Here is a 22,189-nt window from a genome sequence, read left to right as displayed (position 1 = left end):
GGCGACAGCGCTGCGCCTATGGTTGCTCCAGCACTCCAGGTTCACCCTGCCCCTCGAAGGACAGCGATGCCCGCCAACACAACCGGCTCTTCTCCCAAAAAGAAGAAGAGTCGACGTCTCCGCCTGATCGTGATCGCAGTCGTGCTGCTGCTCGTCGGGGGCGTCGGCTACGGCGCGTACTGGAGCGTCAGTACAGTCCGTGCCTCATTCCCGGAGACCACGGGATCGCTTCAGCTCAAGGGGCTGTCAAGCCCCGTGCAGGTCAAACGGGACGGCTATGGGATACCCCAGATCTACGCCGGCACCCCCGAGGACCTCTTCCGCGCCCAGGGGTTCGTCCAGGCCCAGGACCGCTTCTGGGAGATGGACGTCCGCCGCCATATGACGGCCGGCCGCCTCTCGGAGATGTTCGGTTCAGGCCAGGTGGAGACCGACGCGTTCCTGCGCACCATGGGCTGGCACCGGGTGGCCAAGCAGGAGTACGACACCAAGCTGTCGGCCACCACCAAGAAGTATCTGCGGGCCTACTCCGACGGCGTCAACGCCTACCTCAAGGACCACCAAGGGGACGCGCTGTCCGTCGAGTACGCGGCCCTGGACTTCAAGAACGACAGCTACAAGCCGGAGAAGTGGACCCCGGTCGACTCGGTGGCCTGGCTCAAGGCGATGGCCTGGGACCTGCGTGGCAACATGCAGGACGAGGTGGACCGCGCCCTGGCCTCCAACAGGCTCAGCGCCAAGCAGATAGACGAGCTCTACCCGTCGTACCCGTACAGCCGGAACAAGCCGATCGTGCAGGACGGCGCCGTCAACGAGGCCACGGACGAGTTCGACCCCAAGGCGACCCCGGCCGCCTCCACGGACGGCACGGGAGGCACGGTGGGCGGAGGGGCCACCGGCGCCGCGCAGGGGGTTCAGACGCAGCTGTCCTCGCTCTCCAAGACGCTGGACGACGTTCCGGCGCTGCTCGGCCCGAACGGGACCGGTATCGGCTCCAACTCGTGGGTGGTCTCCGGCAAGTACACGACCACCGGCAAGCCGCTGCTCGCCAACGACCCGCACCTGGCGCCCCAGCTGCCGTCCGTCTGGTACCAGATGGGGCTGCACTGCAAGCAGGTCTCCAGCGCCTGTCCGTACGACACGGCGGGCTTCACCTTCTCCGGTATGCCCGGTGTGGTCATAGGTCACAATCAGGACATCAGCTGGGGCATGACCAACCTCGGTGCCGACGTCAGCGACCTGTACCTGGAGAAGGTCACCGCCGAGGGCTACCTCTACGACGGCAAGCAGGTGCCGTTCACCACCCGTGAGGAGACCATCAAGGTCGCGGGTGGCAAGAGCCGTACGATCACCGTCCGCACCACCAACAACGGCCCGATCATCTCCGACCGCGACGACGAGCTCGCCTCCGTCGGCAAGAGCGCTCCGGTGGGCAGCGGCGCCGACGATGTGGCCCCCGACCGCGGCGACGGCTACGCGGTGGCGCTGAAGTGGACCGCGCTCACCCCGTCCAACACCATGGACGCGGTCTTCGGGCTGAACACCGCCAAGAACTTCAGCGACTTCCGTAAGGCGGCCCGCGACTTCGCGGTGCCCTCCCAGAACCTGATCTACGCCGACACCCAGGGCAACATCGGCTACCAGGCGCCCGGCCAGATCCCGGTGCGCTCCAAGGGCGACGGCCGCTACCCGGCGCCCGGCTGGGACTCGCGCTACAAGTGGAGCAAGTACATTCCGCAGTCGGCGCTGCCCTGGGAGCTCAACCCCGATCGCGGCTTCATCGTCACCGCCAACCAGGCCGTCATAGACGAGAAGAGCTACCCGTATCCGCTGACCGACGACTGGGGGTACGGCGCGCGGAGCCAGCGCATCACCGACCTCATCGAGTCGAAGATCAAGGACGGCGGGAAGATCTCCACGGACGATATGCAGTCCCTGCAAATGGACAACAGCAGCGAGATCGCCAAGCTGCTGACGCCCTATCTGCTGAAGATCGACATCAAGGACGACTACGTACGCCAGGCGCAGAAGCTCCTGGAGAGCTGGGACTACACCCAGGACTCGGACTCGGCGGCCGCCGCGTACTTCAACGCCGTCTGGCGCAACACCCTCAAGCTGGCCTTCGGCGACAAGCTCCCCAAGGAGCTGCGGGTCAAGGGGGAGTGCCTGCGGGTGCGCCCGGCCGACGACTCGGGTCCGCTGGAGGACCTCAACGGCAACACCCGGCTGGTGCGCGAATGCGGTAAGCGCGATCCCGACATGGCGCAGCCCGACGGCGGCGACCGCTGGTACGAGGTCGTGCGCAGCATCATCAAGGATCCGAAGAACAACTGGTGGAAGACGGAGGGCACCCGCAACAAGCCCGGTGCCACCAACCGTGACGAGCTGCTCGCGCAGGCCATGCGGGCCGCGCGCTCCGAGCTCACCGCCAAGCTGGGCAAGGACATCAACAGCTGGAGCTGGGGCCGGCTGCACCGGCTGAACCTGAAGAACCAGACCCTGGGCACCGACGGCCCCGGCGCGGTCCAGTGGCTCCTCAACCGGGGCCCGTGGAACCTCTCCGGCGGCGAGGCGGCGGTCAACGCGACCGGGTGGAACGCGGCGGGCGGTTACGACGTCACCTGGGTCCCCTCGATGCGGATGGTCGTCAACCTCGACAACCTCGACAAGTCGCGCTGGATCAACCTCACCGGCGCCTCCGGCCACGCCTACAACGCGCACTACACGGACCAGACCGAGAAGTGGGCGAAGGGCGAGCTGCTGCCCTGGGCGTTCAGCAAGGGCGCCGTGGACAAGTCGACGGACGACGAGCTGGCGCTCACCCCGTAGCGATCCGTAGCGATCCATGGAGCACCCGGGGCCCCGCACGGGCCCCGAAGGGCCCGGTGGCCGTCTGAGGGGCGTTTGTGCCCCCGGCCGGTCCCGGGTCCGCCGACCCTCGCGGCCCCGCCGAGAGACGCCTCCGGGCGCCTCAGCGGGGCCGCGGCGTGAAGCGGTGGACGCCCGACGGCGTCACCGCCGCGTGCACCGGACGGTCGTGGCCCTCCTCGGGCACCTCGTCCAGCAGCTCGCCGTCGTACAGCAGCACCACCAGCGCCGGATCGGCCCCCGCGGCCGCCAGCCGGGCCAGCACCCGGTCGTACGAGCCGCCGCCGCGGCCCAGCCGCATCCCGCGCCGGTCCACCGCGAGCCCGGGCAGCAGCACCACGTCCGCCCGGGTGACCGCCTCGGGGCCGAGCCGCGGCCCCTCGGGCTCCAGCAGGCCGCGCCGGGCGGGCGCCAGCCGGCCGGCCCCCTCGTCCTCACCCCAGTCGAGATCGTCGTCCTCGAGCAGCACCGGAAGCAGCACCCGGGCCCCGCGGGCGCGCAGGGCCTCCCGCAGGGCGTGCGTACCGGGCTCGCTCCCCACGGACACATAGGCCGCGACCGTGGCCGCACCGGCGATCTCGGGCAGTTCCAGGGCGCGACACGCCAGGGCGGCGCCGGCCTTCTCGATGTCATCCGCCGTCAACCTGGACCTCACCGTCAGGTGACGTCTCCGCAATGCGCGCTTACTAGCGTCGGTGTTGATCACTGGGTGGGCAATCTCCTTGTCTCATGCCATATTCACCGAATACTCATCATTTGCCCCAAAGGCACCGGATAAGGTTCGGTGCATGACTCAATCGCGTACTCGGATCAGCAAGGCTGTCATCCCTGCCGCGGGCCTCGGAACCCGCTTTCTTCCGGCCACCAAGGCCACCCCCAAGGAGATGCTGCCGGTCGTCGACAAGCCGGCGATCCAGTACGTCGTCGAGGAAGCCGTCACCGCCGGTCTGTCCGACGTCCTCATGATCACCGGTCGTAACAAGCGGCCCCTGGAAGACCACTTCGACCGCAACTACGAGCTCGAAGAGGCACTGACCCGCAAGGGCGACGAGACCCGACTCGCCCGCGTCCAGGAGTCCAGCGACCTGGCGACCATGCACTACGTCCGGCAGGGAGACCCCAAGGGTCTCGGCCACGCCGTGCTCTGTGCCGCCCCGCACGTTGGTGACCAGCCCTTTGCCGTCCTCCTCGGCGACGACCTCATCGATGCCCGCGACCCGCTTCTGGCCCGCATGGTCGACGTCCAGGAGCAGCACAGCGGCAGCGTCATCGCCCTGATGGAGGTGGACCCTTCACAGATCCACCTCTACGGCTGCGCGGCGGTCAAGCCGACCGTGGACGACGACGTCGTCCAGGTGACCGGCCTGGTCGAGAAGCCCGACCGCGCCGACGCACCCAGCAACTACGCCGTCATCGGCCGCTATGTGCTCGACCCGGCCGTCTTCGGGGTGCTGCGCAGGACCGAGCCCGGCCGCGGTGGCGAGATCCAGCTCACCGACGCCCTCCAGGCGCTAGCCTCCAGCCCGGACCTCGGCGGCCCTGTGCACGGCGTTGTCTTCAAGGGGCGCCGCTACGACACAGGCGACCGTGGCGACTATCTGCGTGCCATTGTCAGACTCGCGTGCGAACGTGAAGATCTGGGCCCGGAGTTCCGGGAATGGCTTCGCAGTTACGTCACCGAGGAGATGTAGCACCTTGAGCAGCACCGCAGAACGGGCCGCCGATCGTGGTCCGGACCAGGACCGGGTCTGGACGGTGGCCGAGCACCTCGACGACATCCTCGGGCACGTCCACCCGCTGGAGCCCATCGAGCTGCAATTGCTCGACGCCCAGGGCTGTGTCCTGGTGGAGGATGTCACCGTCCCCGGCGCGCTTCCGCCGTTCGACAACAGCTCCATGGACGGCTATGCCGTCCGTACGGCTGACGTCGCGGCCGCGACCGAGGACCATCCCGCGGTGCTGACCGTCGTCGGCGACATCGCGGCGGGCAGTGGTGACCTGCCCGCCGTGGGCCCCGGGGAGGCGGCCCGGATCATGACCGGCGCCCCGATCCCGCCCGGCGGCCAGGCCGTCGTCCCCGTCGAGTGGACCGACGGCGGCCTCGACAGCGGGCCGGTCACGCATATGCCCGCCCGTGGCTCGGACCCCCATGGCGGAAGCGGCAGGGTGCGCGTCTTCCGCCCGGCGAAGGACGCCCAGCATGTGCGCGCCCGGGGCAGCGACGCGGACGCGGGCGAGCTCGCGCTGCGCGCCGGCACGGTCCTGGGCGCCCCGCAGATCGGGCTGCTGGCCGCGCTCGGCCGCGCCACCGTGAAGGTGCGGCCCCGGCCCCGGGTGGTCGTGCTCTCCACCGGCAGCGAGCTGGTCCAGCCCGGCGAGGACGTGGGCCCCGGCCGGATCCACGACTCCAACAGCTTCCAGCTCACCGCCGCCGCCCGGGAGGCCGGCGCGATCGCCTACCGGGTGGGCGCGGTGGCCGACGACGCCGAGACGCTGCGCGCCGCCGTCGAGGACCAACTGGTCCGCGCCGATGTCGTCGTCACCAGTGGCGGGGTCAGCGTCGGCGCCTACGACGTGGTCAAGGAGGCGATGCACGAGGTCCACTTCCGCAAGCTGGCCATGCAGCCCGGCAAGCCCCAGGGCTTCGGCCGCGTCGGCCCGGAGAGCACCCCGCTGCTCGCCCTGCCGGGCAACCCGGTGAGTTCGTACGTCTCCTTCGAGCTCTTCGTGCGGCCCGTCATCCGCACCATGCTGGGCAGCGCCGACGTCCACCGCACCATCGTGCAGGCGGTCTGCCCCGAGGGCGTCGCCTCCTCGCCCAAGGACCGGCGCCAGTTCCTGCGCGGCTGGTACGAGCCGGCCACGATCGACGGGCCGGCCACCGTCAGCCCGGTGGGTGGCACGGGATCGCACCTGATCAAGGCCATGGCGCACTCCAACGCGCTGATCGTCGTCCCCGAGAACGTCACCGAGGTCGCCCCCGGCTGCGAGGTGGACGTCGTCCTGCTGGCCTAGCCGCCATTCGCGGCGGGTACGGTGTCGTCCCACACAGGAGCCACCTGGCCCGGACCGGGAGAACGATGAGCAGCGCCCAGGACCATCTCACCCACCTCGACCCGTCGGGCGCCGCCCGCATGGTCGACGTCTCGGCCAAGGACGTCACCGCGCGCACCGCCCGCGCGAGCGGCCGCGTACGGGTCGCGCCGCGCGTCGTGGAACTGCTGCGCGGCGAGGGCGTTCCCAAGGGCGACGCCCTCGCCACCGCCCGTATCGCGGGCATCATGGGCGCCAAGCGGACCCCGGATCTGATCCCGCTGTGTCATCCGCTCGCGGTGTCCGGCGTCACGGTGGACCTCGAGGTCGCCGATGACGCCGTCGAGATCACCGCCACCGTGAAGACCACGGACCGCACGGGCGTGGAGATGGAGGCCCTGACGGCGGTCTCGGTCGCCGCCCTGACGGTGATCGACATGGTCAAGGCCGTCGACAAGGGAGCCGTCATCACCGACGTCCGGGTGGAGGAGAAAACCGGCGGCAAGTCCGGCGACTGGAGCCGGGCATGAGCGGCTCAGCGGCGCCGCGCCGCCGCGCCCTGGTCGTCACCGCCTCCAACCGGGCCGCCGCCGGGGTCTACGCCGACACCGGGGGCCCGCTGATCGCCGAGGGTCTTGCGGGCCTCGGCTTCGCCGTGGACGGCCCGCGCGTGGTGCCCGACGGCGATCCGGTGGAGGCCGCTCTGCGGGACGCCGTGGCGGCCTCGTACGACGTCGTGGTGACCACCGGCGGCACCGGGCTCACCCCCACCGACCGCACCCCGGAGGCCACCCGGCGCGTCCTGGACCGCGAGATCCCCGGGATCGCGGAGGCCATCCGCGCCGAGGGGCTCGCCAAGGTGCCCACCGCCGCGCTCTCCAGGGGGCTCGCCGGAGTCGCCGGCACCACCCTGGTGGTCAATCTGCCCGGCTCCACCGGAGGGGTCCGTGACGGCCTCAAGGTGCTCGGCCGCCTCCTGGAGCACGCGGTCGACCAGATCCACGGCGGGGACCACCGCAGGCCCGCTGAATCCACCCAGCCCGCTGACCCTGCTGATCCCGCTGACCCCGCCGATCCCGCGGGATCGGCCGGGAGCCCGCGCTGAACGCCCCCTGGCCGGTCGTGCTGGCGGACGGCGACACCGTTCTCCGCCCCATAAAGCTGCGTGACCAGCGCGCCTGGCGCGAGATCAACCAGCGCAACCGGGAGTGGCTACGGCGCTGGGAGGCGACCATCCCGCCGCCCGCGCCGGGCGGCCCCGTCACCCATCGGCCCACCTACCGGCAGATGGTCCGCCACCTGCGGGCCGAGGCGCACGCGGGCCGGATGCTGCCGTTCATCATCGAGTACCAGGGGCGCCTGGCCGGGCAGTTGACGGTCGCCGGGATCACCTGGGGGTCGATGTGCTCGGGCCATATCGGCTACTGGGTCGACCAGGCGGTGGCCGGGCGCGGGGTGATGCCGACCTCGGTCGCGCTCGCCGTCGACCACTGCTTCCGCACCGTCGGACTGCACCGCATCGAGGTGTGCATCCGGCCCGAGAACCTGCCCAGCCGCCGGGTGGTGGAGAAACTCGGATTCCGCCAGGAGGGACTGCGCCCGCGCTATCTCCACATCGACGGCGCATGGCGCGACCACCTGGTCTACGCGCTCACGGTGGAAGAACTGTCCGAGGGGCTGCTCGACCGGTGGCATCGGACCCGACCAGGCGCATCGCAGAAATAAAATATCTGTTCGAATTACGGGAGAACATTTCCAACCTGGTCATCCCAACAATCACAAAAAACTTTCGAGATATCAGCCAGATCGTGCGACACACCGCGCCAATTGGCAGATGGCCTCATGCGGACCCCTCTACCGTGTGAGCGTGAGCAGCAGTGGCCTCATCTACGCAGTCATCGTCGGGGCCTGGGCCGCCTATTTGGTGCCGATGTGGCTTCGTAGGCAGGACGAGCTCAATGAGGCCCGTCCGACGGAACGCTTCAGCACCGCCATCCGGCTGCTGTCCGGACGGGCGGGCATGGAGCGCCGTTACGCCAAGAGCCGTGTGGACCTCGAGCGCCCCGGGGACCCGGCGGACGACCCTGCGGAGCGCGCCGAGGACGCGGACGCCCCCGCCGCGGCGGGCGCCTCCGCCGAGCCGGGGCGCTACGTGGCCGACCCGGAAGCGGTGACCGACGCGGTCGACGTCCGGGCCTTCGCCGACCCCGTAACCCTGTGCGCCCCCGCTCCGGCGGCCGGCGACGCCCCCGCCGAGGCCGTGTCGGCACCGGCGGCCGGGGGTGCGACCGGCGCCCGGGGCACGGGCGGCACGGCCGGTGCGCGCGGCCAGGGTGGCTCGGCCGGTGCGCGCGCCGCGGGCGGCGGAGCCTGGAGCGCGCTGGACCGTGGACGGCGCGCGCGAGTGCTCGCGCGCCGCCGCCGCACCACCGTGATGCTCTTCCTCGGCTTCACCTTCGGCGCGATCGTCGCCGCCGTCGGCGGCCTCGCCTTCCTGTGGGCCCCGGGCATCCCGGCCATACTGCTCAGCGCCTATATCGCCTATCTGCGCGCCCAGGAGCGCCGCCGCTTCGCGTTCACCATGGACCAGCGCCACGCCGAGCAGGCCGCGCAGCGGCTGCGTGAGCGCCGTCGGCGGACCCATCCGCCTGCCGAGTGCCCCTCCGACGACGACGGCCCCGTGGACCCTCCCGCCCCCGCCGAGGCCGAGCCCGCCCCGGCGCCGGCCCCCTCCCGGCACGCGGCCGGGCGCCGCGCCCTGGTCGAGCAGACCGATCACGCGGAGTGGGTGGACCACGAGCGTGAGCGTGAGCGGGGCCCGGCCGCCGGGGAGGGCTGGGAGCCGGTGCCCGTCCCGCTGCCCACCTACGTCACCGCCCCGGTCGCCCCGCGCGCCACCGGCAGCGTCGACCTGGCGGCCCCCGACGCCTGGAGCTCCGCCCGCTCCAGCACCGTCGACCCCGCCTCCGCCCAGGACCCCGCCCCGGCCCCGGACCCGGTCGCCACCCCGCCCCGCGGCGCCCGCGATCGTGGCCGCACCCCCCTCTTCGACCAGTACGCCGACGAGGACCGGCCACGTGCTGCCAACGAGTGACGGCCCCTTCACTGACCAGCGAGGAACGGATTACCAAGCACCCGGGAGGGGATGCTAGAGTTTCACTCGTTGCAAGGGCCTGTGGCGCAGACTGGTAGCGCACCTCGTTCGCATCGAGGGGGTCAGGGGTTCAAATCCCCTCAGGTCCACCGCAGCTCAAAGCCCCCGCCGGGGAAACCTGGCGGGGGCTTTTTGGTGCCGTCAGGCGGTTTGGTTTTCCGCGCTGACCATCCAGGCGTGCTTTTCCATGGAGTCGATGATCGCGTGCAGCAGGTCGGCCGTGGAGGGGTCCTCGTTGTCGATCCGGTCGTGGTGGGTGCGCAGGGTGTCGACGGTGGCGCGCAGGCGTGTGGTGACGAGATCGACGACGTTGGTCACGCTCACCTCGCCCTCCGGGAAGCCGGGGAGCGTGGTGGTCGCCGACACCGTGTCGGAGCGGCCGTCCGGGCAGGTCGCGAGCGCGCGCATGCGTTCGGCGATGGTGTCGGCCGACTCCCGGGCGTCATCGACGATCTGATCCAGTTGAAGGTGCAGGTCCCGGAAGTTGTGGCCGACCACGTTCCAGTGGGCCTGCTTCCCTTGGAGATGGAGTTCGACGAGGTCCACCACGATCTGCTGCAACGACTGGGTGAACTGCGGCGAGGCCGTGAATCCGGTGATACCGCTCTCCGGACGTCGGGAACCTCCGGGAGAAGAGGCCATGGGGTGTCTCCTTCGAAAGCGCCGCACAGCAGACCCCTGGCACGGAGGCCCGTGTTCCTATGCGATCAAGCCTTAGGGAGGTCTCCGGCCGTCGCCACCGCGCCTGGTCCGGTTGGGTGGACGGCCGGGCGCCGGGCGGATCGGGGCGGGTGAGCCCCGGTACCCAGGGGGAATGAGTACTCGGCGCGATTCGCCCACGCCCCGCGCGCGGTTGGGTGGAACGGTGAACGGGACAGCTTCCACCGGAACGGGCGCGGCCGAGGCGTCCGGCGCCGCGCATGACCGGAGACTCCGTACGGCGGCCAAGGTCGGCCTCGCGCTGTTGGTGCCCACGGCCGTCGTCAGCGTCGTCCTGTCCCTGATGACGGAACGTGCCGCCGACTGCGTCATGTACGGCAACCGCTGCTCCTCCATTCCGGGCCCGATGATCTTCGGGGCGTTTCTCGTGTCGGCGGCGCTGGGTGCCTTCGCCGTCGGCTGTCCCCGGGAGCGGCTGCCGTTCGCCTCGGCGCGTTCGTGGGCGGTGAAGTTGCAAGGCGTCGCCCAGGTGGCGATGGCGATGCTGCTGCTGGTCTCTCCCTGAGCGTTCGGGAGGTGCGATGTCATGGAATCGTGCTGACCGCGTTGGTGTTTGGTGCGAGCCGTGAGACCGGTGATGGCGCAGGCCAGGGGCAGAGGCATAGTGGTGCCCTGTTCCGTGGCTCCATGGCGGGAAACCGCTGTAGGCCATAGTGCGTCACAGCACAACAACTGCACCACAACAGGGGGATAAGGCTCCATGCCACTCATACGCCGTTCCACTGTGGCCGCCGCGGCGATGACCGCGCTGCTGGTGGTCTCCGCTTCGGCCTGCGGGCCCGGTGACGACGAGGCGGCTTCCTCGTCGAGCTCCTCGGCCGCGTCCGCCGGTCAGCAGGCCAAGGACGGGATCCAGTTGCCCGAAGGCGTCCCGACGAGTCTGGACGACCTGAAGAAGTGGAAGGAGGGCGGCTGGAAGGACTGGGACAAGTGGGCCCGCAAGGCATCGGAATTCGCCAATCCGATCATCAAGAACTTCTGGCAGCCGTCCAGGATGGCCAAGGCGAAGGACTCGTCGAAGACCGTCTCCACACAGAGCACCGGCCAGAACCAGGCGGCCACCGACCCCGAGCCGCCCGCCGTGCCGGCCAAGCAGGTCTCGCGGCCGTACCACCAGAACATGGCGCCCGTCGGGAAGGTGTTCTTCGACAGCCCCGAGGGGCCGATGGTGTGCTCCGGCACGGTTGTCGACGACCCGGCCCACCCGGGGAAGTCCAACCTGGTGTGGACCGCGGGCCACTGTGTGCACTCCGGCAAGCAGGGCGGCTGGATGCGCAACATCGTGTTCGTGCCCTCGTACAACGACAACGGGCTGGCGGCCGAGCAGACCCAGACGGCGGCCCAGAACGAGGTCAGCCCCTACGGCGTGTGGTGGGCGGACTGGTCGCAGACCTCGTCCGAGTGGATCGCCAACGGCGGTAAGACCGGCGGGCTGGGGTCGGCCTACGACTTCGCGGTGCTGCATGTGAAGCCCGAGAGCGGCAGTGGCAAGTCGCTTCAGGAGACGGTCGGGGCCTCGGTGCCGGTGTGGTTCGGGGCGCCGTCGGCGGACCGGGTGAGCTCGATCGGCGCCTACGGCTATCCGCAGGCCCCGCCCTACGACGGGGCGAAGATGTTCAACTGCACCAGCAGGCCGGGCCGGCTGTCGTTCTCGCCGACCTCGCCGACGATGTACCGGATCGGCTGCTCGATGACCGGCGGGACCTCGGGCGGCGGCTGGTTCGTCAACCACGACGGCAAGACGGTGCTGGCATCCAACAGTTCGATCGGCTCGTACGGACACACCTGGCTCGCCGGTCCGCATCTGGGGACCGAGGCCAAGGGCGTGTTCGAGGCCATCAGCGAGAAGTTCGCCGGTCAGGGCTGACCCCGCGCGAACGCCTTCGGGCGCACGGTAGACGAAGGGGCCCGCTCCTCATCCGGGGCGGGCTCCTCGTCATGGCCGCCTTACGGTCGCGTCCACCGCGTCCGTTCCGTCCGTCGCCTCCGTAAGGAGCTTGGCGTAGCAGCGGCTGCTCTCCTCGAAGCGGTAGAGCCCGAACTTCGTCACCGGTGCATAGCCGGACGAGGTGTAGAGCCCGATGGCCTCGGGCTGCTCGGTGCCGGTCTCCAGGACCATCCGCACCCGCCCCGCCTCCCGCGCGCTGTCCTCCAGCGCCGCGAGGATGTACCGGGCCAGCCCACGCCCGCGGGCCGCGCGTACCACGAACATCCGCTTGATCTCGGCGTCCCCGTCCTCGTAGCCCTCATCGCTCCGCTCCTGGCTGCGCCAGCCGCCGCTCGCGACCGGAGTGCCGTCCGTGTCGTAGACGACGAGGTAGAGGCCGTGCGGCGGGTCGAAGTGGGTCGCGTCCATGGGCGTCAGATCGCCCTCGCCGTAGCGCTCGGCGTACTCGACCTGTACTTCGCCGTCGAGTTTGCGGGCGTCGGGGTGGTCGTAACGGACGGTTCGAATGTTCATGCGATGGATCGTACTTCTATGCAGTGCGCGTGGCGCGTGGTTTTTGTCGCGTATCGTGCCGGGGGTGCTCACCGTGACGACCGTGAATGTAAACGGGCTGCGCGCCGCCGCCAAAAAGGGCTTTGTCTCCTGGTTGGACGGTACCGCGGCCGATGTGGTGTGCCTCCAGGAGGTACGCGCCGAGCCCAAGGAGCTGCCCGAGGCGGTTCGCGAACCCCATGGCTGGCATGTGGTGCACGCCCCCGCGGCGGCCAAGGGCCGGGCCGGGGTGTCGGTGTACGCCCGGCGCGAGCTTGAGGGCGTCCGGGTCGGCTTCGGGTCGTCCGAGTTCGACGGCAGCGGCCGCTATGTGGAGGTCGATCTGCCCGGCGTGACCGTGGGCAGCCTGTACCTCCCCTCGGGTGAGGTCGGCACCGACCGCCAGGACGAGAAGGAGCGCTTCATGGCGGAATTCCTTCCGTATCTGAAGGAGCTGCGCGAGCGGGCGGCGGCCGGTGGGCGCGAGGCGCTGGTGTGTGGTGACTGGAACATCGCCCACCAGGAGGCCGACCTCAAGAACTGGAAGGCCAACCAGAAGAAGTCCGGCTTCCTGCCGGACGAGCGGGCCTGGCTGACCAGGGTCTTCGAGGAGGCGGCGTACGTGGACGTGGTGCGTGGTCTGCACCCGGATGTCGCCGGTCCGTACTCGTGGTGGTCCTACCGTGGCCGGGCCTTTGACAACGACGCGGGCTGGCGCATCGACTACCAGGTCGCCACCCCCGGGCTCGCCGAACGCGCGGTCAAGGCGGTCGTGGAGCGGGCGGCCGCCTACGACCAGCGGTGGAGCGACCATGCCCCGGTGACGGTGGTCTACGGCCCGGCTCGCTGACCTTCGCGGGGTCGTCGGTTCCGCATGCTCGCTGACCTTCGAGGGGGCGTCGATACCGCGCGCTCACCGGCCTTCGCGCGCTCGCTGACGCGTACGGGGCAACCCGCCCCACGCGTTCGCTGACGCTCACTCGGCCGGGTTCACCGACTCCGCGGCGTGTCGCCCAGATCCGCCCGCATCCGGCGGTTCATGGCCATCGTCAGCTCGGCGTCGACCACGCTCGTGGCCAGTGGCCGCAGCCGCTCCACAGTCTCGCCGATGTCCTCGCCGCGCTCCTGGGCGTCCGCCAGCACATGGGTGCGCAGCAGTGTGACGAAGGTCTCGGCGATCGCGTCCACATGCTCACGCACCTCGCGCGCCGCCGCGAGCACGGCGGTCAGCGGGACGCCCTGCTCGACCAGGGTGTGTGAGACATCCAGCAGGCGGCGGCTGAGGTGGACGATCTCGTCGCCGTCGACGGCCAGATAGCCGAGGTCGAGGGAGGTGATGAGGTTCTCCGGGGTGACCTCCCCCTCGAAGTAGTCCGCGAGCACCTCGGGGGCGAGCCGGACCGGGGTCTCCGCGGGCCAGGAGGCGGCCGCGCCCGGCATGCCGAGCAGCTCGCCCACGTCCCGGCGGCCGCTTTCGAAGGCGGTGAGCAACTCGACGATGCCGCCGAGGGTGTGACCACGCTCCAGCAGCGCCGCGATCGTCCGCAGCCGGGCCAGATGGTGGTCGTTGTACCAGGCGATCCGGCCCTCGCGGCGCGGCGCTGGGAGCAGCTTGCGCTCCCGGTAGAAGCGCAGGGTGCGCACGGTGATCCCGGCCTTCTCGGCCAGTTCCGCCATGCGGTACTCGCGTACCTCGTCCGCTTCGCTCTTCGCCACAAGGGAAGCCTATGCCGAAGCCAAGGCCGCGGCCGGTCTGGTGCGACCGGCGGTAACTTCGTTATCCACAGCCCCTACCGCTCGGTAGATCCCTGTCCTACGCTCCCATCGTGCCAGTGATTGCTGGCACGGTCGTATTCGCGTTCGTGGGAGGCGGCGGCATGGCTGGGCTGACGCATGAGCATGTACGGGTGGCGGTGATCGGCGCCGGATTCGGCGGGCTGGGAGCGGCGGTGCGGCTGCGCCGCGCGGGCATCACGGACTTCGTGGTGCTGGAGCGGGCGGACGCGGTCGGCGGGGCCTGGCGGGACAACACCTATCCGGGCTGTGCCTGTGATGTTCCGTCACATCTGTATTCCTTCTCCTTCGCGCCCAACCCCGACTGGCCCCGGAACTTCTCCGGTCAGCCGCATATCCGCGCGTATCTGGAGCGGGTCGCCGACACCTTCGGGCTGCGGCCGCACCTCCGCTTCGATGCCGAGGTGCGGTCCCTGCGCTGGGACTCCGGGGCGGTGCACTGGGAGGTGGAGACCGCGCGGGGCTCGCTGACCGCCGATGTCGTGGTCAGCGCCACCGGTCCGCTGGCCGACCCGCGGATGCCGGACATCCCGGGGCTCGACGGCTTCCCCGGCGCGGTCTTCCACTCCGCGCGCTGGGACCACACCGTCGATCTCCGCGGTAAGCGCGTGGCGATGATCGGCACGGGCGCCTCGGCCATCCAGATCGTCCCCGCCATCGAGCGCGAGGTCGGCCGGCTCACCCTCTTCCAGCGCACCCCGGCCTGGGTGCTGCCCCGGATGGACCGCCGGATCAGCGGCGTCGAGCGATGGCTGCATACGAAGGTCCCGGCCACCCGGGCGCTGCGCCGCGGGGTGCTGTGGGGCATCCGGGAGCTTCAGGTCGGAGCCTTCACCAAGCGGCCGGGCGAGATGCGGTTCGTCGAGCGGCTGGCCGCTGCCCATATGCGACGGGCCGTCAAGGACCCGGCGCTGCGGGCGGCGCTGACGCCCGACTACCGCATCGGCTGCAAGCGCATCCTGCTCTCCAACGACTACTATCCGGCGCTCGCCCAGCCGCATGTGGATGTGGTTCCGGCCGGGCTGAAGGAGGTGCGCGGCACCACCCTCGTCGGTGCCGACGGCACCGAGGCCGAGGCCGACGTGATCATCTTCGGCACCGGCTTCCATGTGACCGACGTCCCCATAGCCCACCGGGTGACCGGGGCGCGCGGGACGACGCTCGCGGAGGAGTGGAAGGACGGGATGGAGGCGCTGCGCGGCACCACTCCGGCGGGCTTCCCCAACTTCCTGACCATCATCGGGCCCAACACCGGCCTCGGGAACAGCTCGATGATCCTCGTCATAGAGGCACAGCTGGCCTATATGGCCGACTATCTGCGCCAGTTGGACACCCTGGGCGGCAAGGTCGCGCTGGACGCCCGGCCGTCGGCGGTGCGCGCCTACACCGACATGGTCCAAGAGCGGATGCGGCGCACGGTGTGGAACACCGGCGGCTGTGACAGCTGGTACCTCGACAACGGCCGGAACACCACGCTGTGGCCCGGGACGACCACCGAGCTGCGGAGGGAAACCCGGCGCGTGGACCTCGCCGAGTACCGGGTGCTGCGGCCGCACACCGGCCCGGTCAAGGCCACCGTGTCCACGGCCGGTGCGGGGAGGGGATCGCGGTGAGGCGGCTTCCTTCCCCGCCCTCCTCGGGGCCGTACGCACCGCCCGTCCCGGAGCGCACCTTGACGGTCGTCTCGGCCGACGGGAGCCGGGTCCATACGGAGCTGCACGGCCCCGAGGACGCCCCGGCCGTCGTGCTCGCGCACGGCTGGACCTGCTCCACGGCCTTCTGGGCGCCGGTGGTGCGCGCCCTTTCGGCAGATCACCGGGTGATCGTCTACGACCAGCGCGGCCATGGCCGCAGCCCGGCCCCCGGCCCCGGCGGCTATAGCACCCACGCCCTGGCCGACGACCTGGTGGCGGTGGTGGAAGCGGCTCTTCCGGCCGGTCGGCGGGCCGTGCTGGCGGGCCACTCCATGGGCGGGATGACGCTGATGGCCGCGGCCGACCGCCCCGTGCTGCGTGAGCGCGCGGCCGCCGCGGTGCTGTGCAGCACTGGCGCCTCACGGCTGGTGGACCGGGCGCGGGTGCTGCCGCTGCGCCCGCCGCGGGCACGGGCGCTGGCGCACCGCGCGCTCCTCGGCTCACGCGCCCCGCTGGGCCCGGTCACCCCGCTCTCCAAGCGGCTGGTGCGGTACGCCACGATGGGCCCCGGCGCCGACCCGGCCGCGGTGGAGGTATGCGCGCGGATCCTGCACGCCTGCCCCCGCGCCGTGCGCGCCGGATGGGGCCGGGTGTTGCTGGATCTCGAACTGGACGCGCGCATCGGTGAACTGACCATGCCCACGGCCGTCATCGCCGGCACCGCCGACCGGCTCACCCCGCTCGAGCACGCCCACGCCATGGCCGCCGCGCTGCCGCACTGCACCGGCCTCATCGAGCTCCCCGGGCTCGGCCATATGACGCCGGTGGAGGACCCCGAGGCGGTCACCGGAGTGATCCGCGGTCTGGTCGAGGAGTACGGGACGTCCCAGGCGCCCCACCCCTCGACAACTCAGAAACCCCATGCGAAGGAGCAGACGGCATGAGTGCGCGCAGAAGCCTTCAGGGCCAGGTCGCGGTGGTGACGGGCGCGGCGCGGGGAGTCGGCGAGCTGCTCGCCCGCAAGCTCTCCGCACGCGGTGCGAAGGTCGCGCTGGTGGGCCTGGAGCCCGAGGAACTGAAACGGGTCTCGGAGCGGCTGCCCACCGACTCCGCCCACTGGTACGCCGATGTCACCGACGCCAAGGCGATGGCGCGGGTGGCGGAGGAGGTCGTGGAGCGGTTCGGCGCGGTGGACATCGTCTGCGCCAACGCGGGCGTGGCCCAGGGCGGTCCGTTCCTCGACTCCGAGGAGACGGCCTGGCGGCGGGTGATCGAGGTCAATCTGCTGGGCAGCGTCACCACGGCCCGTGCCTTCCTGCCCGCGCTGACCGCCAGCCGCGGCTATCTGTTGCAGATCGCCTCGCTGGCCGCGATCGCGCCCGCGCCCATGATGACGGCGTACTGCGCGTCCAAGTCCGGTGTCGAGGCGTTCGCCCACAGTCTGCGGGCCGAGGTGGGCCACCGTGGGGTCCGGGTCGGTGTGGGCTATCTGAGCTGGACGGACACCGATATGGTGCGCGGCGCCGACCAGGACGAGGTGATGCGCGAGCTACGGCAGCGGCTGCCCTGGCCCGCGGGCCGCACCTATCCGCTGGGCCCGGCGGTGGACCGGCTGGTGGCGGGCATAGAGCGCCGGTCGGCGCATGTGTACGCGCAGTGGTGGCTGCGCGGTATGCAGTCGGTGCGCGGCTATCTGCCCATGTTCATCCACGCCGTGGGGCAGCGCGAGATGCGCCGTGCCGAACCGCGGCTGGCGGCCACCCGGAAGGAGCGGGGCGGTCTGGTGGGCGAGGGCGGCGCGGCGGACGAGCGAGCGCGCACGGCTGGGACGGGGGACGCACTGGACACCGCGGATACGCAGCGTCACCAGTAACGCTCTGTCAACCGCGCTGACCTGTGCTTTCTTCAGCTCCTTCGGTCCGGAATGCGGCGAAAGTCGCCGCATGTAACTCTTGTCGGGCCCGACGCCATTCATCCGATGAGGAGTGACACATGGGCCCCAAGGACCAGCCGAACGAGAAGGCTCAGCAGGGCAAGCGGAAGTCGCAGGGCGGACGCGGCCAGGAGCGCCGCGGCCAGCAGATGCAGGAGGGCCAGCAGATGCAGTCCGGCGACCGCATGCAGTCCGATGAGCGCATGGAGGAGCGCTCCCGCCGGGAGCCGGGGCAGGAGCAGCGCCGTGGCCGGCAGGGCGGACCGGAGGACCGCGGGGAGTCCCAGCGGATGAGCCGCGAGCGCCGTCAGCAGGGCATGGGCGACGAGATGATGGACCAGGAGCCCTACGAAGAGATGTGACCCGCCGGGGCGGGGGCGCGTCCCAAGGCCGACCTTGGGGACACGCCCCCGCGCCCGCCCCCGCCTGCCCGCTCCCCGCCCGTCCGCTCCCTGCCCTCCCTCCCTCCGCCTGCCCTCCCTCTGCCTGCCCGTCCCCGCCCGCCTGCTTCCGCCCGCCTATTTCCCCCCGCGCGGCGGCAGTTGGGGTCGGCGCAGATCGGGGACGCCCGAGTAGTCCGGCGGGGTCGCGGCCGGGTGTCGTTCCAGCAGATCGAGCGCCGTACGGACGGCGACCCCCAGCTGCGGATGGCGGCCCTCCGCCCAGTCCACGGGGGAGCGCGGCGCCTCGATGTCCGGCTCCACGCCGTGGTTCTCCACGCTCCAGCCGTAGGCGTCGAACCACGCGGCGTTCATCGGCACCGTGATCGACGTACCGTCGCCCAGGCGGTGACGGCCGGTCATCCCGACCACCCCGCCCCAGGTGCGCAGCCCCACCACCGGCCCGATGCCCTGGATCTTGAAGGCCGCGGTGATCATGTCGCCGTCGGAGGAGGTCATCTCGTCGGCGACGGCGACGATCGGCCCGCGCGGCGCATTGCTCGAGTACGACACGGGCTGGGCGTTGCGGGTGAGGTCCCAGCCCATGACCTTGCGGGTGAGCTTCTCCACCACCAGCTCGCTGATGTTGCCGCCCGCGTTGCCCCGGACGTCCACGATCAGCGCGGGCAGTGACATCTCGCGGCGCAGATCGCGGTTGAACTGCGCCCAGCCGGAGCCGCCCATATCGGGGATGTGGAGATAGCCGCACCGCCCGCCGCTCAACTCCCGCACCACGGCCCGGCGCTGGGCGACCCAGTCCTGATAGCGCAGCGGCCGGTCGTCGATCAGCGGGGAGACCGCGACCCGCCGCGGTGGCCCCTCGCCGTCCTGCGGTTCGAAGGTCAGCTCCACCGTCGTGCCGCCCGCGGCGGTCAGCAGCGGATACGGACCGGCCACCGGGTCCACCGGACGCCCGTCGACATGGGTGAGGACGGCGCCGTCCCGGATGCCCAGACCGGCCAGCGGTGAGCGGGCCCGGGAGTCGGAGGACTCACCGGGCAGGATGCGGGCCACCGCCCACCGGCCGTCCTTGGTGCGGATGAGGTTGGCGCCGAGCAGTCCGATGGGGCGCTGGTAGTGGGACGGTCCCTCGTTGCGGCGCGCGGCGCTGACGTAGGCATGGGAGGTGCCCAGTTCGCCGAGGGTCTCGCGGAGCAGATCGGCGAACTCGTCGGGCGAGGCGACCCGTTCGACCAGCGGGCGGTACTGGTCGAGCACCCCGTCCCAGTCGACACCGCACATCCCCGGGTCCCAGTAGAAGTGCCGGGTGATGCGCCCGGCCTCGTCGTACGCCTGCCGCCACTCGGCCGCCGGATCGGCGGTGTGCTGGATCCGCCGCATGTCGATATGGACGGTGGAGTCGCTGTCGGCGGTGTCGGTGGCGGGCACCGCGCGCAGATCGCCGTCGTCGTAGACCACCAGCCGGGTGCCGTCGCCGCTGACCACGAACCAGTCCAGGTCGCTGGTGAGTTCGGTCCGCTTGGCCTTGGCCAGGTCGAAGTGTTCGAGGGTGGGGCGGCCGGAGGTCTCGGCCGGATTGGCGAACGTCTCGCCGAGCGCGCCCGAGATCGGCCAGCGCAGCCACACCAGTCCGCCGCCGCTGACCGGGCGCAGCGAGGAGTACTTGGACGCGGACACCGGGAAGACCGTGACCCGGCTGGCCAGCCCCTCCACCTCGACCGTCACCGTGCCGTCGCCCTCGCCACCGCTGATGTCCGGGTCCAGTCCGCCGGCGGCCGGGCGCCCCTCGGGGGAGAGCGCGAAGGGCGAGGGGGTGGCGGAGGACAGCGGTACGAGATAGGGGCGGCAGCCCAGCGGGAAGGAGAGGTCGCCGGTGTGCACGTCGTAGACGGGGTCGAAGCCGCGCCAGGAGAGGAAGGCGAGATAGCGGCCGTCGCTGGTGAAGACCGGCTCCTCGTCCTCGAACCGCCCGTTGGTCACCTCCACTATGGTCCGGTCGGCCAGCCGCGCGATCTTGATCGAGCGCAGTGTGCGCCCTATTCCGGGGTGGGACCAGGCGAGCCAGGCCGAGTCGGGGGAGAAGGCAAGGTCGCCCACCGGGCCGTTGTCCGACCGGATCAGCTCGGTGACCTCGCCGTCCCCCTCGGGGGAGGTGTCCACCAGCAGCAGCCGTCCGTCGCCCGCGGCCACCGCGAGCCGGTCGCCGTCCGGTGAGGACTCCAGCTCACGCACCCGCCCCAGCAGCCCGGCGGCCAGCCGGCGCGGTTCGCCGGGGTCGCTGGCCCGGGGCAGATGCCCTATCTCGATGGCGTCCTCGCCCTCCGCGTCGGTGAGGTACGCGACCCGGCCGGTGGAGCCCAGCATCACGGGCAGCCGCACCCGGACGCCCGGGGTGTCGGCGAGGGTGCGGGCGGGGCCGTCGCGGTGGGTGAGCCAGTACAGGCTGGAGCGGACGCACACCGCGCTGCCCCGGCCCGTGGTGTCCACCGACAGCGAGTCGATGTGCGAGGCGGCCGGCACCTGGTAGGGCCGCCGCCCGGTCCGCGCCCCGCCCAGCCGTACGTCCAGCTTGCGCGGTTCGCCGTCCGGGCCCAGGTCGTCCACCAGCCACAGCTCGCCCGCGCATTGGTAGACGACGCGGGAGCCGTCGGTCGAGGCGTGCCGTGCGTAGAAGTCGGCGTGGTCGGTGTGGCGGCGCAGATCGGAGCCGTCGGGCAGACAGGAGTAGAGGTTGCCGATGCCCTCGTGGTCGGAGAGGAAGGCGATCCGGCCGCCGACGAACATCGCCGCGTCCAGATGGCCGTTCAGCTCGGCCATGAGCCGGGTGCCGTGCAGCCACAGCCGGCCGGTCGCCCCGCCCCGGTAGCGCTTCCAGGTGGCGGGCTCATGCGGCGGCTTGCCGGTCAGCAGCAGGGTGCGGCGCTCACCGTCGAGGTCGGCCACGGCGATGTCGGACACCGGCCCCCAGGGCAGCCGCCCGCCGGGGCTGCCGTCGGTGGGCAGGCTGTAGGCCCAGGAGAAATGGGAGAACGGCTGCTCATGGGAGGAGACCGCGAGGATCTGGGAGGCGCCGTCCTGGTCCGGCGGGCTCCAGCCGCAGACCTGGGCGTCCGTACTGCCCCAGTAGGTCAGCCTGCGGGCCCGGCCGCCGGCCACGGGGACGAGATAGATCTCCGGGTCGAGGCTGCGCCAGGTGGTGAACGCGATCTGTGAGCCGTCGGGGGAGAAGCGGGCGGGGCCCACGCGCGTACGGTCCACGGTCAGCCGCCAGGCCCGCCCGGGTGATCCACCGGGCGCGGTCAGCGGGGCGACCCACAGATCGTCCTCGGCCGCGAAGCACAGCAAGTCGCCGTGCAGATGCGGAAATCGCAGGTACGCCAGGTCGTCGTCGCATGCGTAAGGCTCCACCCACCTATGTTTTCGGGCTACGCCATTCGGAGCAACTCGGTTGTGTGACCGAGACCACGAGCGAAACGGTCCAGTTTCGATAGTGCCGGGCGTATGCTGGAGGAGTACGAAACCGTTTCGTTCGGAGGGAGGCGACGCGCCATGCGGACCACGGACCGGCCGACGGAGGACCGGGACACCGCCCGGGTGCGCCGCAGCAGGCTCTCCCCGGAGCGTGAGCGGGAGTTGTACGAGGCGGTGCTGGAGCTGCTCGGCGAGGTCGGATACGACGGTCTGACGATGGACGCCGTCGCGGCCCGTACGCGATCCAGCAAGGCCACGCTCTACCGCCAGTGGAAAGGCAAGCCGCAGCTGGTCGCGACCGCGCTGCGCCATACCAAGCCCGTTCTGCTCGAGGGTATCGACACCGGATCGCTCCGCGGTGATCTGCGGGAGATCGTGCGGTGTTCGGAGCAAGCCCATGAGCGGGACTCCGGCCTGATGAGGGGACTCGCCCACGCAAGTCACGACAATCCGGACCTTCACGAGGCCCTGCGAGAGTTGTTGATCTACCCCGAGATCGACGCGCTCAATGTGCTGCTGAGGCGCGCCGTCGACCGGGGCGAAATCGCCCCGGACCGGCCCGCCTTGAACTACGTCGTGCACATGGTGTGCGGCGCGTTCATCGCCCGACCGCTCGTCGAGGGCCGGCAGCCGGACCAGACGTATCTCCTGGAGTACATCGACGCCGTGATCCTCCCCGCGCTCGGCGCCGCATAGCCCTTC

General features: G+C 71.0%; 20 protein-coding genes and 1 tRNA gene. 16 read left to right on the top strand and 5 right to left on the bottom strand.

Annotated features, from left to right (window positions below; translation table 11 throughout):
- Positions 1–66 precede the first annotated feature (66 nt).
- Positions 67–2,829, top strand: coding sequence for a penicillin acylase family protein (locus AB0E24_RS04010; RefSeq protein WP_174885023.1), 2,763 nt, complete (start codon positions 67–69; stop codon positions 2,827–2,829).
- 142 nt (positions 2,830–2,971) lie between these two features.
- On the opposite strand, the gene AB0E24_RS04005 is transcribed toward AB0E24_RS04010, so the two are convergent.
- Positions 2,972–3,571, bottom strand: coding sequence for a 5-formyltetrahydrofolate cyclo-ligase (locus AB0E24_RS04005; RefSeq protein WP_347215757.1), 600 nt, complete (start codon positions 3,569–3,571; stop codon positions 2,972–2,974).
- 85 nt (positions 3,572–3,656) lie between these two features.
- Here AB0E24_RS04005 and galU point away from each other — a divergent pair, with 85 nt between their 5' ends.
- The 7 genes from galU to AB0E24_RS03970 all read left to right on the top strand — a co-directional run bounded on the left by galU (position 3,657) and on the right by AB0E24_RS03970 (position 9,144).
- Entirely contained in the window at positions 3,657–4,559 is a 903-nt protein-coding gene (galU, locus tag AB0E24_RS04000; protein WP_079258699.1) for a UTP--glucose-1-phosphate uridylyltransferase GalU, read from the top strand.
- A 4-nt stretch (positions 4,560–4,563) separates the two neighbouring features.
- The gene (glp, locus tag AB0E24_RS03995) at positions 4,564–5,883 is read left to right on the top strand and encodes a molybdotransferase-like divisome protein Glp (protein ID WP_359374716.1); all 1,320 of its coding nucleotides are present in this window, start codon (positions 4,564–4,566) and stop codon (positions 5,881–5,883) included.
- A gap of 65 nt (positions 5,884–5,948) precedes the next feature.
- On the top strand, positions 5,949–6,431 hold the full coding sequence (moaC, locus tag AB0E24_RS03990) for a cyclic pyranopterin monophosphate synthase MoaC (protein WP_069864824.1): 483 nt from the start codon (positions 5,949–5,951) through the stop codon (positions 6,429–6,431).
- A complete protein-coding gene (locus tag AB0E24_RS03985) occupies positions 6,428–7,006 on the top strand; it encodes a MogA/MoaB family molybdenum cofactor biosynthesis protein (RefSeq protein ID WP_099014669.1) in 579 nt (192 codons plus the stop codon). Before moaC ends, AB0E24_RS03985 begins: the two co-directional genes overlap by 4 nt.
- The gene (locus AB0E24_RS03980) at positions 7,003–7,626 is read left to right on the top strand and encodes a GNAT family N-acetyltransferase (RefSeq protein WP_069864820.1); all 624 of its coding nucleotides are present in this window, start codon (positions 7,003–7,005) and stop codon (positions 7,624–7,626) included. Before AB0E24_RS03985 ends, AB0E24_RS03980 begins: the two co-directional genes overlap by 4 nt.
- Positions 7,627–7,768: 142 nt before the next feature.
- Positions 7,769–8,995, top strand: coding sequence for a divisome protein SepX/GlpR (gene sepX / locus AB0E24_RS03975; RefSeq protein WP_359374714.1), 1,227 nt, complete (start codon positions 7,769–7,771; stop codon positions 8,993–8,995).
- A gap of 75 nt (positions 8,996–9,070) precedes the next feature.
- Positions 9,071–9,144: transfer RNA gene (locus AB0E24_RS03970), tRNA-Ala, on the top strand.
- 52 nt (positions 9,145–9,196) lie between these two features.
- On the opposite strand, the gene AB0E24_RS03965 is transcribed toward AB0E24_RS03970, so the two are convergent.
- Positions 9,197–9,697, bottom strand: coding sequence for a Dps family protein (locus AB0E24_RS03965; RefSeq protein WP_359374712.1), 501 nt, complete (start codon positions 9,695–9,697; stop codon positions 9,197–9,199).
- 223 nt (positions 9,698–9,920) lie between these two features.
- Here AB0E24_RS03965 and AB0E24_RS03960 point away from each other — a divergent pair, with 223 nt between their 5' ends.
- Together AB0E24_RS03960 and AB0E24_RS03955 are read left to right on the top strand one after the other, a co-directional pair.
- Positions 9,921–10,280: a hypothetical protein gene (locus AB0E24_RS03960; RefSeq protein ID WP_147968564.1), complete on the top strand. Its 360-nt coding sequence runs from the start codon at positions 9,921–9,923 to the stop codon at positions 10,278–10,280.
- 195 nt (positions 10,281–10,475) lie between these two features.
- A complete protein-coding gene (locus tag AB0E24_RS03955; protein ID WP_359374710.1) occupies positions 10,476–11,642 on the top strand; it encodes a trypsin-like serine peptidase in 1,167 nt (388 codons plus the stop codon).
- Positions 11,643–11,711: 69 nt separating this feature from the next.
- Here AB0E24_RS03955 and AB0E24_RS03950 read toward each other — a convergent pair whose 3' ends face one another.
- The gene (locus AB0E24_RS03950; RefSeq protein WP_359374709.1) at positions 11,712–12,236 is read right to left on the bottom strand and encodes a GNAT family N-acetyltransferase; all 525 of its coding nucleotides are present in this window, start codon (positions 12,234–12,236) and stop codon (positions 11,712–11,714) included.
- A 64-nt stretch (positions 12,237–12,300) separates the two neighbouring features.
- Here AB0E24_RS03950 and AB0E24_RS03945 point away from each other — a divergent pair, with 64 nt between their 5' ends.
- Positions 12,301–13,104: an exodeoxyribonuclease III gene (locus tag AB0E24_RS03945; protein WP_099017059.1), complete on the top strand. Its 804-nt coding sequence runs from the start codon at positions 12,301–12,303 to the stop codon at positions 13,102–13,104.
- A 140-nt stretch (positions 13,105–13,244) separates the two neighbouring features.
- Here the strand turns inward: AB0E24_RS03945 and AB0E24_RS03940 are convergent, their stop codons facing one another.
- A complete protein-coding gene (locus AB0E24_RS03940) occupies positions 13,245–13,931 on the bottom strand; it encodes a MerR family transcriptional regulator (RefSeq protein ID WP_147968570.1) in 687 nt (228 codons plus the stop codon).
- Between the two features lie 200 nt (positions 13,932–14,131).
- Between AB0E24_RS03940 and AB0E24_RS03935 the strand changes: the two genes are divergently transcribed.
- The 4 genes from AB0E24_RS03935 to AB0E24_RS03920 all read left to right on the top strand — a co-directional run bounded on the left by AB0E24_RS03935 (position 14,132) and on the right by AB0E24_RS03920 (position 17,977).
- Complete coding sequence (locus AB0E24_RS03935; RefSeq protein WP_093700956.1) at positions 14,132–15,661, top strand: flavin-containing monooxygenase; 1,530 nt, start codon at positions 14,132–14,134, stop codon at positions 15,659–15,661.
- Positions 15,658–16,626 carry an alpha/beta fold hydrolase gene (locus tag AB0E24_RS03930; protein ID WP_251770746.1) on the top strand — a complete coding sequence of 323 codons (969 nt, stop codon included), beginning with the start codon at positions 15,658–15,660 and terminating at the stop codon, positions 16,624–16,626. Before AB0E24_RS03935 ends, AB0E24_RS03930 begins: the two co-directional genes overlap by 4 nt.
- Positions 16,623–17,555 carry an SDR family oxidoreductase gene (locus tag AB0E24_RS03925; protein WP_069864804.1) on the top strand — a complete coding sequence of 311 codons (933 nt, stop codon included), beginning with the start codon at positions 16,623–16,625 and terminating at the stop codon, positions 17,553–17,555. The genes AB0E24_RS03930 and AB0E24_RS03925 overlap by 4 nt, the downstream gene beginning before the upstream one ends.
- A 119-nt stretch (positions 17,556–17,674) precedes the next feature.
- Complete coding sequence (locus AB0E24_RS03920) at positions 17,675–17,977, top strand: hypothetical protein (protein WP_069864802.1); 303 nt, start codon at positions 17,675–17,677, stop codon at positions 17,975–17,977.
- A gap of 156 nt (positions 17,978–18,133) precedes the next feature.
- Here AB0E24_RS03920 and AB0E24_RS03915 read toward each other — a convergent pair whose 3' ends face one another.
- Positions 18,134–21,424: a S41 family peptidase gene (locus tag AB0E24_RS03915; RefSeq protein ID WP_069864801.1), complete on the bottom strand. Its 3,291-nt coding sequence runs from the start codon at positions 21,422–21,424 to the stop codon at positions 18,134–18,136.
- 141 nt (positions 21,425–21,565) lie between these two features.
- On the opposite strand from AB0E24_RS03915, the gene AB0E24_RS03910 reads away from it, so the two are divergent.
- Positions 21,566–22,183 (top strand): TetR/AcrR family transcriptional regulator, encoded by a 618-nt coding sequence (locus AB0E24_RS03910; protein ID WP_202543073.1) that lies wholly within the window; start codon positions 21,566–21,568, stop codon positions 22,181–22,183.
- The last annotated feature ends 6 nt before the right edge of the window (positions 22,184–22,189 follow it).

Origin of the sequence: Streptomyces malaysiensis subsp. malaysiensis, assembly GCF_040653035.1 — a bacterium.
Lineage (GTDB): Bacteria > Actinomycetota > Actinomycetes > Streptomycetales > Streptomycetaceae > Streptomyces > Streptomyces malaysiensis.
The sequence above is the reverse complement of the archived record's forward strand: the minus strand, read 5'-3'. Positions and strand labels throughout refer to the sequence as shown.